Raw genomic sequence first — 13,757 nt, 5'->3', positions numbered from 1 at the left:
GCGACGCGGTGAGCGCAGGCGGCCGGCGTCTGGACGGGCGGGAAGCCGGGCTTCTCGCCCGTCTCGCGCTGCCCATCGTCATGGCTCGCATCGGCCTGACGCTGATGCTGGTGGTCGACAATATGGTGGTCGGCCATTACGGCACCGATGCGCTCGCCAGCTTCTCCCTCGGCCTCGTCCTGGTCCATACCATGCAGACCATCGGCCTCGGCCTCCTCATGGGCGGCATGGTCGAGATATCGGCGGCCTACGGCCGGCGCGACATGGCCGAATGCGGGCGGATCTGGCGCCGGGCGCTGCTCTATGCCCTGGTGGTGGGCGGTCTCGGCATCGTGATCGCCTATCAGGCCCACGGGATCTTCCTGGCCCTGGGGCAGGGCGTGGCGCTGGCCGACGCGGCCGCCCACATCTCGGCGCTCTTCGCCTGGTCCCTGCCGCCCATGCTCTGCTACATCGCGACGATCGGTCTCCTCGAATCGACCGGGCGGCCCTATGTCGGCGTCGTCATGCTGGCCATCGCCAATGTGGTCAACCTGCTGCTCAATTTCGTGCTGGTCGACGGGGCGCTGGGCTTCGAACCCCAGGGCGCGGAAGGGGCCGCCCTCGCCACCCTGATCGCCCGTCTGGTGCTGGCGGCCGGCACCATTCTCTATGTCGTCTGGGTCATGCCGGGGCGCCGGGGCCTGGGCCGGCCGAGCCTGGCCGACCACCGCTGGGCCGACGGCACGCGCCAGCGCCGCATCGGCTATGCCGAAGGCATGTCCATGGGCATCGAAAGCGGCAGCTTCGCCCTGCTCACCCTTTTCGCCGGGCGGATGGGCGCGGTCGAGCTGGCGGCCTATACCATCGCCATCAACATCAACATGATGCTGTTCATGCCGGCGGTCGGCGTCGGCGGCGCGGCGGCGGTCCGGGTCGCCCAGGCCCGCGGACGGCGCGACGGCGAGGGCATGGCCCGTTCGGGCGTCACCGGCCTCGCGGTCTTCTCGGGTCTCATGCTCGCGGTGGCGCTCGGCTTCATGTGCGTGCCGGGCCTGATTTCCGCTCTCTATACCGCCGATCCGGCGCTGGCGGCGGTCTGCGTGCCGATCGTCGCCGTGATCGGCTTCGTCGCCCTGATCGACGGGGCGCAGCGCGTCGTCGCCAACATCCTGCGCGGCTACGGCGAGGCCTGGCTGCCGACCACCAGCCATCTGGTCTCCTATGTCGTCGTCATGGTGCCGCTGGCGTGGTGGCTCGGCGTTCACTTCGCGCTCGGGGCGCGGGGCCTGATCGGCGCCATCGTGCTCGCCTCCATGGTCTCGACCGGGCTCCTGATCTTCCGCTTTCGCCATCTGGCGGCCCGGCCGCCGTTTCCTACCGACGAACAGGAGGTCTCATGGGCAAGTTCCTGACCGATGCACAGGTCGAAGGTTTCGAACGCGACGGTTTCGTCTCCGGCCTGAAGATCCTCGATACGGCGGAAGTGGCACGCCTCAACGCCCTGACCGAGGCCTTCGAGGCGGAGCGGCCGGCGGACATCGCCTGGGCCTTCGACATCAAGGCCAATCTCCTGTTCGACTGGGTCTACGACCTCGGCCGCCACCCCCGCCTGCTCGACGCTGTGGAGGATCTGCTCGGCCCCGACATCCTGATGACCAATGCGACCTTCCGCATCAAGAACCCGGGCAGTCACGTCGACTACGGCTGGCATCAGGATTCGGCGCGGATCGAGGTGACGCCCGCCTTCGTCATCGTCTATGTCGCGCTCTCGAAGGCGACGCCCGAGAACGGCTGCCTGAAGGTGATCCCCGGCACCCACGACCGGGTGCGCCCCTTCTCCCTGACCGAAGGTTCGGGCCAGAAGAAGCGCCTCGTCGCGCGCGTCGTCGACGTCGATCCCGACCAGGCGGTGAACCTCATCCTCGAGCCGGGCGAAGTGGCGATCTTCCACGGCAACGCCGTCCACGGCTCCGCCGCCAACACGGCCGACTATCGCCGCGTCGCCATCCTCTACGACTATACGCCGGCGGCGGCGCGCCAGAACGTCGGCATGGGCTCCGGCCAAGTGGTGCGCGGCACCGACCCCCACGGCCATTGGGGCCACGAGCCGGTGCCCGAACCCGGCCTGACCGACGCCAACGTCCTCGCGCGCCGCCGCATCCTCTCCACCTATCACGAGAACGTCCTGATGGGCCCCCGCCTGCCGGGCGAGACGGTGACCTTCCCGGACCGGCCTTATTGAAGCCTGGACCCGACGATACTCGGGCGACGGCCGGACTGCAGCGACCTCCCCTTGCCCTCCACCCCCAAGCAGGCGCAAGCTGCCATCCCGTTTTCCCGAGGCTCGTCTGTTGAAATGCATGATGGCTCCAACCGTCGCCCGTCCAATCTCTTCTATCAGACCGGGGCCGAGCGGCCGGTGGTGGATCGGGCGGAGGGGATTCATATCTGGGCGGCGGATGGGCGGCGGTGGATCGACGGCTCTTCGGGCGCCATGGTGGTCAATATCGGCCATGGCAATCGCGCCGTGCTGGAGGCCATGAAACGCCAGATGGACCGGGCGACCTTCGCCTATCGCCTGCATTTCGAGAATGAACCGGCGGAGGAACTGGCGCGGCGCCTGTGCGGGATGATGCCGCCGGGCTTCGACCGGGTGTTCTTCGTCTCCGGCGGCTCGGAAGCGGTCGAATCCTGCATCAAGCTGGCGCGCCAATATGCCGTCGCCACCGGGCAGACCGGGCGCTACAAGGTGATCTCGCGCTTTCCCTCCTATCACGGCTGTACCCTGGGGGCCCTGGCCGTGACCGGCTATGCCGCGCTGACGGCGCCCTTCGCCCCCATGATGCCCCATAGTCCCAAGATCCCGGCGCCCACCGCCTATCTCGACCGCGATGATCTGTCGATGGACCAGCGAGGGCTTCGCTATGCCGACTTGCTGGAAGCCCAGATCAGGGCCGAGGGGCCGGAAACCGTGCTCGCCTTCCTGATGGAGCCGGTAGGCGGGGCTTCCACCGGGGCCCTGGTGGCGCCGGACAGCTATTACGGCCGGATCCGCGAGATTTGTAACCGATATGGTATCCTGCTGATCCACGACGAGGTGATGAGCGGCGCGGGGCGCACCGGGCGCTTTCTGGGCGGCGATCACTGGCCCGAGGGGCGGCCCGATCTGGTGGCGCTGTCCAAGGGTCTCGGTTCCGGCTATTGCCCGCTGGGCGCCATGGTCGCGCCGGAGCGGATCGTGGCGCCGGTGCTGGCGGCGGGCGGTTTCCTGCATGGTTTCACCTATGCCGGCAATCCGCTGGCGGGGGCCGCCGGGCTTGCCGTGCTCGACGAGATGGAGCGCCACGACATGATCGGCAATGCGGCGCGCATGGGGGATCTGCTCAAATCCCGGCTGGAGGGATTGAAGGCGCGCTTCCCCTTCATCGGCGACGTGCGCGGCAAGGGCCTGCTGCTGGCGGTCGAACTGGTCGCCGATGCCGCGACCATGGAACCGCTGCCGGCGCATCTGAACGCCTATCAGCGGATCGTCGACCTTGCCTATGACCAGGGCCTGATCCTCTATTCCAGGCGCACGCGCGGCGGTTACGAAGGCGATCACTTCCTGGTCTGCCCGCCCATGATCATCACGCCGCACGAGGTCGACGACCTGATGGGCATGCTGACCGAAAGCCTGGACGATCTGGCGGTCGAATTGCGCCTGCCCAGGGCCGCCTGAAATGGCGGCACGCAAGGTCATCATCAGTTGCGCGGTGACGGGCTCGATCCACACCCCGACCATGAGCCCCCTTCTGCCCGTAACCCCGGACGAGATCGCGACCCAGGCGATCGCGGCGGCGGAAGCCGGCGCCGCCATCCTGCACCTTCACGCCCGCGACCCGAAGGACGGCAGGCCCAGCCCGGACCCGGACGTCTTCATGCAATTCCTGCCCCGCATCCGCCAGGCGACGGATGCGGTCGTCAACATCACCACCGGCGGCAGTTCGGCCATGAGCCTGGACGAGAGGCTGGCGGCGCCGCTGCGCGCGGAGCCGGAGATGTGCTCCCTCAACATGGGCTCGATGAATTTCGGCCTGTTCCCCCTGGTCGATCGCTATGCCGACTGGAAGCACGATTGGGAGCCACGCCTCCTCGAGAACACGCGCGATACGATCTTCAAGAATACCTTCAAGGATATCGAGGGCATTCTGGAGCGCCTGGGCAAGGGCTGCGGTGCGCGTTTCGAGTTCGAATGTTACGACGTCGGTCACCTCCATACCCTCGCCCATTTCCGCGACCGGGGGCTGGTGGAAGGGCCGCTGTTCGTGCAATTCGTGCTCGGCGTTCTCGGCGGCATCGGGCCGGAGCCCGAGAGCCTGATGCACATGAAGGCGATCGCCGACCGGCTGTTCGGCGACGACTATCGCTTTTCCGTCCTCGGCGCCGGGCGCCACCAGATGCCGCTGGTCACCATGGGCGCGATCCTCGGCGGCCATGTCCGTGTCGGGCTGGAGGACAGCCTGACCCTCGGGCGGGACGGGCTGGCGCCGTCCAATGCCGATCAGGTCCGGCGCATCCGCACCATCATCGAGGCGCTCGCCCTCGACGTCGCCACCCCGGCGGAGGCACGCGCCATGCTGCACCTGAAGGGCGGCGACCGGGTGGCGTTTTGATCCGCCCGGCGACGGAGGCGGACGCCCCCGCGATCCTCGCCATGATCAGGGGGATCGGGGCGGCGATGGGCGATGCCGGGCGCATCAAGGGCACGGTCGAGGATCTGCGTCGCTGGGGCTTCGGCCCCGATCCCGCCTTCGAAGCCCTGATCGCGGAAGAGGGGGGCAGGGCCATCGGTCTCTGCCTCTATTTCCGCTCCTTCTCCACCTGGCGGGGCATGCCCGGCGCCTATGTCCAGGATCTCTATGTCGATCCCGAAAGCCGGGGCGGCGGCCTCGGCCGGGCCCTGCTCGCGGCGCTTGCCCGCCATGTCGCGCCACGTGGCTGGGGTTACATCCGCCTCTCGGTCGATGCCGCCAATGTCGCCGCCCAGGGCTTCTACCGGCGGGCCGGCTTCGCCCATAAGGCGGAAGACCTGATCCACCAGATCGACGGCGCCGACTTCCGCCGCCTCGCCGGAGAGATGCCATGAGCCTGACCGAAGATATCCGCGCCGCCGTCCGCGATCTGCGCGGGGAGGGGCTCGATCTTCTCTCCGCCCTGGTCGCGGAGGGCAGCACGCTTGGTCATGAGCAGGGTGCCCAGGCCCTGATGGCCGATCGTTTTGCCGGGCTCGGGCTTACGGTCGATCGTTTCGAGGTCGATCTGGCGGCGATCCGTGACCTGCCCGGTTTCTCGCCCCCGGTGATCCCGGATTACGCGGGGCGGGAGAATGTGGTCGGCAGTCACCGTCCGCGCGATCCGGCGGGCAGGTCGCTGATCCTGAACGGCCATATCGACGTGGTGCCGACCGGGCCGGCGGATCTCTGGACCAATGCACCCTTCGCGCCCCGGCTCGACGGCGATCGCCTCTATGGCCGGGGCGCGGGCGACATGAAGGCCGGGATCGTTGCCTACTGCATGGCGTTCGAGGCACTGGCCCGCCTCGGCCTGCAGCCGGCGGCCCCCGTCTTCCTGCAATCGGTGATCGAGGAGGAATGCACCGGCAACGGCGCGCTCGCCTGCCTTGCGAAGGGTTACAGGGCCGATGCCGCGATCATTCCGGAACCCTTCGACCAGAGCCTGATGATCGCGCAATTGGGCGTCATGTGGCTGACCGTCGATGTGGTGGGCAAGCCGGCCCATGTTCTCGATACCTCGGCCGGGACCAATGCGATCGAGGCGGTGACGGTGATCTTCGAGGCGCTGCGCGGGGTGGAGGCGGCGTGGAACGAAGCCTCCTTCCGCCATGCCTGTTACGCCGATCACAGGCATCCGGTCAATTTCAACCTGGGCCGGATCGCGGGCGGCGAATGGCCGTCCAGCGTGCCCTGCGCCGCGTCGATCGACGTCCGCGTCGGCTTCTATCCGGGCATGAGCATCAAGGCGGTGAAGGCGTCCCTCGAAATGGCGATCGAGGAGGCGAGGGCGATGCAGCCGGCCCTGAAGGGGGCCGCGGTCAAGATCACCTATCGCGGCTTTCAGGCGGAGGGCTGCGCCATCGACCCGCAGGAGCCCCTGCTGGAGGGGCTGCGCCGCGCGCATTTCCAGGTCTCCGAAAAGCCGCTGACCGAACTGGCGTCCACCGCCACGACGGATGCCCGCTTCTTCATCCTCTATGGCGATACGCCCGCCACCTGCTACGGCCCGACGGCGGGCAGCATCCATGGCATCGACGAATGGGTTTCCCTGCCCAGCATGATGGAGGTGGCGGAGGTGCTGGCCCTCTTCATGGCCGATTGGTGCGGGGTCGAACGGCGGGGCTGACGGGGCTTTCGCCCGGCGCTATAACCCGGCCATGCCTCAGCTCGAAAACGACGCCTTCGACCGCGCCCTGCCGCCCATGACCCGCCTTCTCGGGGTCGATCTGGGCACCAAGACCATCGGGCTTGCCCTGTCCGACATCTCGCGCACGGTGGCGAGCCCGCTGGAGACGATCCGAAGGGTCAAGTTCACCGTGGATGTCGAACGTTTCTTCGCCCTGATCGACGAGCATGGGGTGACCGGCGTCGTCCTTGGCCTGCCCATGAACATGGACGGCACGGCGGGCCCCCGGGTCCAGGCCACCCGGGCCTTCGCGCGCGAGGTTCTGAAGCGCCGCGACCTCAACCTGACCTTCTGGGACGAGCGGCTTTCGACCGCCGCCGTCACCCGCATGATGATCGAGGCGGACATGACGCGGGCGCGTCGCGCCGAACTGGTCGACAAGCTGGCGGCGACCTACATCCTGCAGGGTTATCTGGATGCGACGGCGGCCCGCGCGCGCCACGACTTGCGGCCCTGACGGGCGGGACGTATAGAACGGGGCCATGAGCGATTCCGCCGACACGGGTTTCCCCCACCGCCACCTGCTGGGCATCGAGGGCATGCTGCCCCCGGCCATCAGTTTCCTCCTCGATCTCGCCGATACCTATGTCGAGCAGAACCGGGCGGTCGACAAGAAGAAGTCCAGCCTGCGCGGCCGGACCCAGGTGAACCTGTTCTTCGAACCGTCGACAAGGACATCCACCTCCTTCGAGCTGGCGGGCAAGCGGCTGGGTGCCGACGTCCTCAACATGGCGGTGGCGCGTTCCTCCGTCTCGAAGGGCGAGACCCTGATCGACACGGCCATGACGCTCAATGCCATGCACCCCGACGTCCTCGTCGTGCGGCATCAGGATTCGGGCGCGGTCCACCTCCTCTCCCAGAAGGTCGGCTGCGCCGTCATCAACGCGGGCGACGGTTCCCACGAACATCCGACCCAGGCGCTCCTCGACGCGCTGACCATCAGGCGCCGCCGGGGAAGGCTCGACGGTCAGGTGGTCGCGATCTGCGGCGACATCCTGCACTCCCGGGTCGCGCGCTCGAACATCCACCTGCTGAACACCATGGGCGCCTGTGTCCGGGTGATCGGCCCGCCCACCCTGATGCCCCGCAACATCGAGGAATTGGGCGTCGAGGTGCATCACGACATGCGGAAGGGCCTGGCCGGTGTCGACATCGTCATGATGCTGCGCCTGCAGATGGAACGCATGCAGGGCGCCTATGTCCCGTCCTTGCGCGAATATTTCCACTTCTACGGCCTGGATCAGGAGAAACTGTCGCTGGCCAAGCCCGACGCCCTGATCATGCACCCCGGCCCGATGAACCGGGGCGTGGAGATCGACAGCACGGTGGCGGACGACATCAACCGCTCCGTCATCCGCGAGCAGGTGGAGATGGGCGTCGCCGTGCGCATGGCCTGTCTCGACGCGCTCACCCGTCATCTTCCCAACGTCGGAGCCCCGCTGTGAAGCGCCCCGCCAATCCCGGCGCCGAGAAGGGCAGGCTGGTCGCCTATCTGAACGCCCGCCTGCTCGATCCGGCCACCGGCCTCGACACCATGGGCGCCCTGCTGACCACCGGCGACCAGATCGCCGACCTCGGTCCCAGCCTGTTTTCGGGCGGCGTGCCGTCGGGCGTCGAGGTGGTCGACTGCGGCGGCCATTGCCTGGCGCCGGGCCTCATCGACATGCATGCCTTCGTCGGCGAGCCGGGGGCGGAACACAAGGAAAGCTTCGCCTCGGCCAGCGCGGCGGCGGCGGCGGGCGGCATCACCACCCTGATCTGCCTGCCCAATACCGATCCCGCGATCGACGAACCCGCCATCGTCGAATATGTCGAGCGCCGGGCGCGCGAGAACAGCCTGGTCCGCGTGCAGCCCATGGCCGCCGTCACCAAGGGCCTGAACGGCACCGAGATGAGCGAGATGGGCCTTCTGGTCGAGGCCGGCGCCGTCGCCTTCACCGATGGCGACCGCGCCGTCGCCTCCGCCCGGGTGATGCGCCGCGCGCTTTCCTATTCGACCCTGTTCGGCAAGCTGGTCATCCAGCACGCCGAGGATCCATCGCTGGCGCGGGACGGCGCCATGAACGAAGGCGATGTCTCGACCCGTCTCGGTCTTGCCGGCATCCCGGTCGCGGCGGAAGCCATGGTGGTGGAGCGTGACGTGCGCCTCGTCGAACTGACCGGGGCGCGCTATCACGTCGCCCAGGTCAGCGCGGCGGATACGCTCGAGGTGATCCGCGCCGCCAAGAAGCGGGGTCTCTCGGTCACCTGCGGCACCGCGCCGGTCTATTTCAGCCTGAACGAGAACGCGGTGAACGACTATCGGACCTTCACCAAGGTCTCGCCGCCGCTCCGCACCGAGGATGATCGTCTGGCGATCGTCGAGGCGGTGAAGGACGGCACCATCGACGTCATCGTCTCCGCCCATATGCCGCAGGACGTGGAGGCCAAGCGCCGCCCCTTCGCCGAGGCCGCCTTCGGTGCCGCCGGGCTGGAGACCATGCTGGCGGTGGCCCTGACCCTGCATCATTCCCACGGCATGCGCCTCAACGACGTGCTGGCGCGCATGACCGCGGCCCCGGCGAAACTCCTTGGCCTTTCCTCGCGCGGGGTGCTGCGCGCGGGCGCCAAGGCGGATCTGGTGGTCTTCGATCCGGAAAAGCCCTGGCGCGTCGATGTCGACGCCATGCGGGGCAAGTCCAAGAACACGCCCTACGAGGGTCTGCCCCTGACCGGCAAGGTCTTGATGACCGTCGTCGACGGCCTCAAGGTGTTCGACGCCAAGGCCGGCTGAAGGCAGGCCGCATCCTTCAGAAGGCCGGCGAAGACCGGCCGCACCCTTCCGACCGGGGACCGGAACCGCCCATGGATGATCTCGCCACCGCCGCCGCCATTACGATCGGCCTCGCCGTCGTCGTGGGCTATCTGCTCGGCTCCATTCCCTTCGGTCTGGTGCTGACGCGGCTGGCCGGGCTCGGCGACATAAGGACCATCGGCTCGGGCAATATCGGGGCCACCAATGTGCTCCGAACCGGCAACAAGCCGCTGGCGCTCGCCACCCTGCTGCTCGATTCGGGCAAGGGGGCGATCGCGGTCGGGCTCGCCTGGTGGGTCGCGGGCGTGCCGCTCGCAGCCATGGCGGGCGGCGCCGCCTTCCTCGGCCATTGCTTTCCGGTCTGGCTGAAGTTCAACGGCGGCAAGGGGGTGGCGACCTTCCTCGGCACGCTCACCGCCATCGCCTGGCCCGCCGGGCTCGCGTGCTGCGCCACCTGGGCCGTGATCGCCGGCATTTTTCGCATTTCGTCCCTCGCGGCCCTGGTGGCGGCGGCGCTGGGCCCCGTCTATGCGGCCTATCTGGCGGGGCAGGATCAGGCGGTCATGGCGGGGTTCTGCGCCGTGCTCATCTTCATCCGCCACCGCGCCAATATCGAACGCCTGCTCGCCGGGACCGAGCCGCGCATCGGCGCCGGCAAGAAATGATGCCGCGTTGACACGGCGCGGTCCCGGGCGGACATTGGCCCGAGGGGGTGAGAAAGGTTTCGTCATGTCGATCAGCCGCCGCGCTTTCCTCTTCGGTTCCGTGTCCGCACCGGCCATGGCCTTCGGCGCCACCCAGGCGCTGGCCTGGACCACCCAGGACGTCGGCCCCCGCGATGAGGCCCTGATGGCCGCCCGCTGCAACGTCAGCCTCCATGGCGACCATCTGACCCGTGCCCTGAAGCTGCTCGGCGCCGCCGGTATCGCCACGCCCCTGACCGTCGCCCAGGCCTGCCCGATCTGCGGCTGCGACATCCAGCCGGGCTGAACTGACGCTGGATCCCTCACCCCAACCCTCTCCCCGCAAGCGGGGCGAGGGGGCCCATCTGGCGCACCATCGACTCCCTCGCCCCTCCGGGGAGAGGGTGGGGTGAGGGGGAAACGCCATCGCCGGGCGTAAGGCTTGCCTTCGGCCCCCGCGCATTGCTAGGTTCCCGGCCTGAATTTCCTGGAAAACAGAGATATGTCGGTCGATCCCGCTACCGTGAAGAAGATCGCGCGTCTCGCGCGCATTCGTGTCGACGAGGCCGAACTGCCGGCCCTTGCCGATGAAGTGAACGGCATCCTGCATTTCGTCGAACAGCTTCAGTCCGTCGACGTCGAGGGCGTGGCGCCGCTGACCAGCGTCGTGCATCGCTCCCTGCCGCTGCGCGACGACGTCGTTACCGACGGCGGCAGCGCCGAAACCCTGCTGGCCAATGCGCCGGACCGGATCGAATGTTTCTTCACGGTGCCGAAGGTGGTCGAGTGATGGCGGGCGAACTGACGAAACTCGGCATCGCCGAGGCGAAGGCGGGCCTGGCCGCCAAGGATTTCTCGGCCGTCGAACTGACAAGCGCCTTCCTCGACGCGATGGAAGGCGGCCGCGCGCTGAACGCCTATATCACCGAGACGCCGGACCTCGCCCTCGAACAGGCGGCGAAGTCGGATGCGCGGATCGCGGCGGGCGAGGCCGGCCCGCTCGAGGGCCTGCCGATCGGCGTGAAGGATCTGTTCTGCACCAGGGGCGTGCTGACCACCGCCGCCAGCCACATCCTGGACGGTTTCACGCCGCCCTATGAATCGACCGTGACGTCGAACCTGTGGCGCGACGGGGCCGTACTCCTCGGCAAGCTGAACATGGACGAATTCGCCATGGGCGGCTCGAACGAGAATTCCTACTACGGCCCGGTGGTGAACCCCTGGCGCCGCAATGGCGATACCGCGGCCCTGGTGCCCGGCGGCTCGTCCGGCGGTTCGGCCGCCGCCGTCGCCGCCGATCTCTGCGTCGCCGCGACCGGCACGGATACCGGCGGTTCCATCCGCCAGCCCGCCGCCTTCACCGGCACCGTCGGCATCAAGCCGACCTATGGCCGCTGCTCGCGCTTCGGCATCGTCGCCTTCGCCTCCTCCCTCGAACAGGCGGGGCCGATGACCAAATCGGTGACCGACGCGGCGATCCTGCTCGGCTCCATGGCCGGCCACGACCCCCATGATTCGACCTCAGTGCCCACCCCCGTGCCCGATTACGCCGCCGCCCTGACCGGCGACCTGAAGGGCAAGAAGATCGGCATTCCCAAGGAATATCGGGTCGACGGCATGCCGGCCGAGATCGAGGCCTGGTGGGCCAAGGGCGCCGAATGGCTGCGCGATGCCGGCGCCGAGGTGGTGGAGATTTCCCTGCCCCATACCCGCCACGCACTGCCCGCCTATTACATCGTGGCGCCGGCGGAAGCCTCGTCCAATCTCGCGCGTTACGACGGTGTCCGCTTCGGCCTTCGCGTGCCGGGCAAGGACCTGATCGAAATGTATGAGAATACGCGGGGCGAGGGCTTCGGCCCCGAAGTGCGCCGCCGCATCATGATCGGCACCTACGTCCTCTCGGCCGGGTATTACGACGCCTATTACAGCCGGGCGCAGAAGCTGCGCCGCCTGATCGCCAATGATTTCGAGACGGCCTTCGAGACGGTCGATGCCGTATTGGCGCCGACCGCGCCGTCTGCCGCCTTCGCCTCGGGCGAGAAGGCGGATCCCGTCTCCATGTATCTGCTGGACGTCTTCACCGTGACCGCCAATCTGGCCGGCCTGCCCGCCATGTCGGTGCCGGCCGGACTTTCGGATCAGGGCCTGCCCATGGGCCTGCAGGTGATCGGCAAGCCCTTCGACGAGGCGGGCGTGCTGAATGTCGGTTTCGCGCTGGAACGGGCGGCGGCCTTCAAGGCGAAACCCGCCGCGTGGTGGAGGGCCTGACCATGTCCAACCCCAACCTCATCCAGGGCGCCACCGGCGAATGGGAAATGGTCATCGGCCTCGAAGTCCATGCCCAGGTCACGTCGAACGCCAAACTGTTCTCCGGCGCCGCGACCACCTTCGGGGCGGAACCCAATTCCCAGGTCTCGACCGTCGATGCCGGCTTCCCCGGCATGCTGCCGGTGATCAACCGTTATTGTGTCGAGCAGGCGGTCCGCACCGGTCTCGGTCTCAAGGCGAAGATCAATCTGACCTCGGTCTTCGACCGGAAGAATTATTTCTACGCCGATCTGCCGAACGGCTATCAGATATCGCAGTACAAGGACCCGATCGTCGGCGAGGGGCGTCTCATCCTCGACATGAAGGACGGTTCGACGCGCGAGATCGGCATCACCCGCCTGCACCTGGAACAGGACGCCGGCAAGTCGATGCACGACCAGCACCCGAACCTCACCTTCGTCGACCTGAACCGGGCCGGCGTCGCGTTGATGGAAATCGTCTCCGAGCCGGACATGCGTTCGGCGGAGGAGGCGGCGCTCTACCTCACCAAGCTGCGCACCGTGCTGCGTTACCTCGGGACCTGCGACGGCAATATGGAGGAAGGCTCCATGCGCGCCGACGTGAATGTCTCGGTGCGCCGTCCGGGGGCGGAATTCGGCACGCGCTGCGAGATCAAGAACGTCAATTCGATCCGCTTCGTCCGCGCCGCCATCGAATATGAGGCCCGGCGCCAGATCGACATCCTGGAGGACGGCGGCAAGATCGACCAGGAAACCCGCCTGTTCGATTCCGGCAAGGGCGTGACCCGCTCCATGCGCTCCAAGGAAGACGCGCATGATTACCGCTATTTCCCGGACCCCGACCTGCTGCCCCTGGTGCTCGACGCCGAATGGGTCGCGGAGATCGAGAAGGGCCTGCCGGAACTGCCGGACGAGAAGAAGGCCCGTCTGGTCGCCGACTACGGCATCAAGCCCTATGACGCCTCGGTGCTGGTCGCCGAGCGCGAGCCGGCCGACTTCTTCGAGGCGGTGGCCAAGGGCCGCGACCCGAAGCTGGCGGCGTCGTGGATCATGGGCGATTACTTCGCCATGCTGAACCGTCTCGGCAAGTCCGTGACCGACAGCCCGGTCTCGGCCAAGGCGCTGGGCGAGCTGATCGACCTGATCGCCGACGACACGATCTCCGGCCGTATCGCCAAGGAAGTCTTCGAGGCGATGGTCGAGACCGGCAAGGCGCCGGGTGCGATCGTCGAGGAGAAGGGGCTGCGCCAGGTCACCGACACCGGTGCCATCGAGGCCGCGATCGACGAGGTTCTGGCCAGGAACGCCGACAAGGTCGCGGAATATCGCTCGGGCAAGGACAAGCTTTTCGGCTTCTTCGTCGGTCAGGTGATGAAGGCGACCCAGGGCAAGGCCAATCCCGCCGCCGTGAACGAGATCCTGAAGGGCAAGCTCTCCCCCTGATGGGGAGGGGCGCCAACAATATGCGCGTCGTCCCGGCGAAGGCCGGGACCTCCCCCAGGCAAGGGCGCCTACTCGTCGAAAGACCCCGGCCTTCGCCGGGGTGACGCG

14 protein-coding genes are annotated in these 13,757 nt (G+C 67.8%); all 14 read left to right on the top strand.

Going from position 1 to position 13,757, the window contains the following annotated elements; all coding sequences use genetic code 11:
* Positions 1–8: 8 nt before the first annotated feature.
* Positions 9–1,394: an MATE family efflux transporter gene (locus tag L2U69_RS11625; protein ID WP_236107042.1), complete on the top strand. Its 1,386-nt coding sequence runs from the start codon at positions 9–11 to the stop codon at positions 1,392–1,394.
* On the top strand, positions 1,379–2,224 hold the full coding sequence (locus tag L2U69_RS11620; RefSeq protein WP_236107040.1) for a phytanoyl-CoA dioxygenase family protein: 846 nt from the start codon (positions 1,379–1,381) through the stop codon (positions 2,222–2,224). The genes L2U69_RS11625 and L2U69_RS11620 overlap by 16 nt, the downstream gene beginning before the upstream one ends.
* 114 nt (positions 2,225–2,338) lie before the next feature.
* A complete protein-coding gene (locus L2U69_RS11615) occupies positions 2,339–3,700 on the top strand; it encodes an aminotransferase family protein (RefSeq protein ID WP_236107038.1) in 1,362 nt (453 codons plus the stop codon).
* 1 nt (position 3,701) lies between these two features.
* Positions 3,702–4,634: a BKACE family enzyme gene (locus L2U69_RS11610; protein ID WP_236107036.1), complete on the top strand. Its 933-nt coding sequence runs from the start codon at positions 3,702–3,704 to the stop codon at positions 4,632–4,634.
* A gap of 41 nt (positions 4,635–4,675) precedes the next feature.
* On the top strand, positions 4,676–5,107 hold the full coding sequence (locus L2U69_RS11605) for a GNAT family N-acetyltransferase (protein ID WP_236107034.1): 432 nt from the start codon (positions 4,676–4,678) through the stop codon (positions 5,105–5,107).
* Entirely contained in the window at positions 5,104–6,381 is a 1,278-nt protein-coding gene (locus L2U69_RS11600; protein ID WP_236107032.1) for a M20 family metallopeptidase, read from the top strand. Before L2U69_RS11605 ends, L2U69_RS11600 begins: the two co-directional genes overlap by 4 nt.
* Before the next feature lie 31 nt (positions 6,382–6,412).
* Complete coding sequence (ruvX, locus tag L2U69_RS11595) at positions 6,413–6,898, top strand: Holliday junction resolvase RuvX (RefSeq protein WP_236107029.1); 486 nt, start codon at positions 6,413–6,415, stop codon at positions 6,896–6,898.
* Positions 6,899–6,923: 25 nt separating this feature from the next.
* Complete coding sequence (locus tag L2U69_RS11590) at positions 6,924–7,886, top strand: aspartate carbamoyltransferase catalytic subunit (RefSeq protein ID WP_236107027.1); 963 nt, start codon at positions 6,924–6,926, stop codon at positions 7,884–7,886.
* Positions 7,883–9,214: a dihydroorotase gene (gene pyrC, locus L2U69_RS11585; protein ID WP_236107025.1), complete on the top strand. Its 1,332-nt coding sequence runs from the start codon at positions 7,883–7,885 to the stop codon at positions 9,212–9,214. The genes L2U69_RS11590 and pyrC overlap by 4 nt, the downstream gene beginning before the upstream one ends.
* Positions 9,215–9,285: 71 nt before the next feature.
* The gene (gene plsY, locus L2U69_RS11580; RefSeq protein WP_236107023.1) at positions 9,286–9,900 is read left to right on the top strand and encodes a glycerol-3-phosphate 1-O-acyltransferase PlsY; all 615 of its coding nucleotides are present in this window, start codon (positions 9,286–9,288) and stop codon (positions 9,898–9,900) included.
* 64 nt (positions 9,901–9,964) lie between these two features.
* On the top strand, positions 9,965–10,225 hold the full coding sequence (locus tag L2U69_RS11575; RefSeq protein WP_236107021.1) for a hypothetical protein: 261 nt from the start codon (positions 9,965–9,967) through the stop codon (positions 10,223–10,225).
* Between the two features lie 195 nt (positions 10,226–10,420).
* The gene (gene gatC, locus L2U69_RS11570) at positions 10,421–10,708 is read left to right on the top strand and encodes an Asp-tRNA(Asn)/Glu-tRNA(Gln) amidotransferase subunit GatC (protein WP_236107019.1); all 288 of its coding nucleotides are present in this window, start codon (positions 10,421–10,423) and stop codon (positions 10,706–10,708) included.
* Entirely contained in the window at positions 10,708–12,186 is a 1,479-nt protein-coding gene (gene gatA / locus L2U69_RS11565) for an Asp-tRNA(Asn)/Glu-tRNA(Gln) amidotransferase subunit GatA (protein ID WP_236107018.1), read from the top strand. Before gatC ends, gatA begins: the two co-directional genes overlap by 1 nt.
* 2 nt (positions 12,187–12,188) lie before the next feature.
* A complete protein-coding gene (gene gatB, locus L2U69_RS11560; protein ID WP_236107016.1) occupies positions 12,189–13,649 on the top strand; it encodes an Asp-tRNA(Asn)/Glu-tRNA(Gln) amidotransferase subunit GatB in 1,461 nt (486 codons plus the stop codon).
* The last annotated feature ends 108 nt before the right edge of the window (positions 13,650–13,757 follow it).

The sequence above is a fragment of the Zavarzinia marina genome (assembly GCF_021568905.1).
GTDB classification, from domain to species: domain Bacteria; phylum Pseudomonadota; class Alphaproteobacteria; order Zavarziniales; family Zavarziniaceae; genus Zavarzinia; species Zavarzinia marina.
Note: the sequence above shows the minus strand (reverse complement) of the source record. Positions and strands in the feature narration are given on the sequence as shown.

Bases quoted from the DNA above. Each gene is read 5' to 3' on its own strand.
- gatC (WP_236107019.1), top strand. From the start codon at position 10,421: ATGTCGGTCGATCCCGCTACCGTGAAGAAGATCGCGCGTCTCGCGCGC.
- ruvX (WP_236107029.1), top strand. From the start codon at position 6,413: ATGCCTCAGCTCGAAAACGACGCCTTCGACCGCGCCCTGCCGCCCATG.
- L2U69_RS11600 (WP_236107032.1), top strand. From the start codon at position 5,104: ATGAGCCTGACCGAAGATATCCGCGCCGCCGTCCGCGATCTGCGCGGG.
- L2U69_RS11620 (WP_236107040.1), top strand. From the start codon at position 1,379: ATGGGCAAGTTCCTGACCGATGCACAGGTCGAAGGTTTCGAACGCGAC.
- L2U69_RS11605 (WP_236107034.1), top strand. From the start codon at position 4,676: ATGATCAGGGGGATCGGGGCGGCGATGGGCGATGCCGGGCGCATCAAG.
- L2U69_RS11590 (WP_236107027.1), top strand. From the start codon at position 6,924: ATGAGCGATTCCGCCGACACGGGTTTCCCCCACCGCCACCTGCTGGGC.
- gatA (WP_236107018.1), top strand. From the start codon at position 10,708: ATGGCGGGCGAACTGACGAAACTCGGCATCGCCGAGGCGAAGGCGGGC.
- L2U69_RS11610 (WP_236107036.1), top strand. From the start codon at position 3,702: ATGGCGGCACGCAAGGTCATCATCAGTTGCGCGGTGACGGGCTCGATC.
- plsY (WP_236107023.1), top strand. From the start codon at position 9,286: ATGGATGATCTCGCCACCGCCGCCGCCATTACGATCGGCCTCGCCGTC.
- gatB (WP_236107016.1), top strand. From the start codon at position 12,189: ATGTCCAACCCCAACCTCATCCAGGGCGCCACCGGCGAATGGGAAATG.
- L2U69_RS11615 (WP_236107038.1), top strand. From the start codon at position 2,339: ATGCATGATGGCTCCAACCGTCGCCCGTCCAATCTCTTCTATCAGACC.
- L2U69_RS11575 (WP_236107021.1), top strand. From the start codon at position 9,965: ATGTCGATCAGCCGCCGCGCTTTCCTCTTCGGTTCCGTGTCCGCACCG.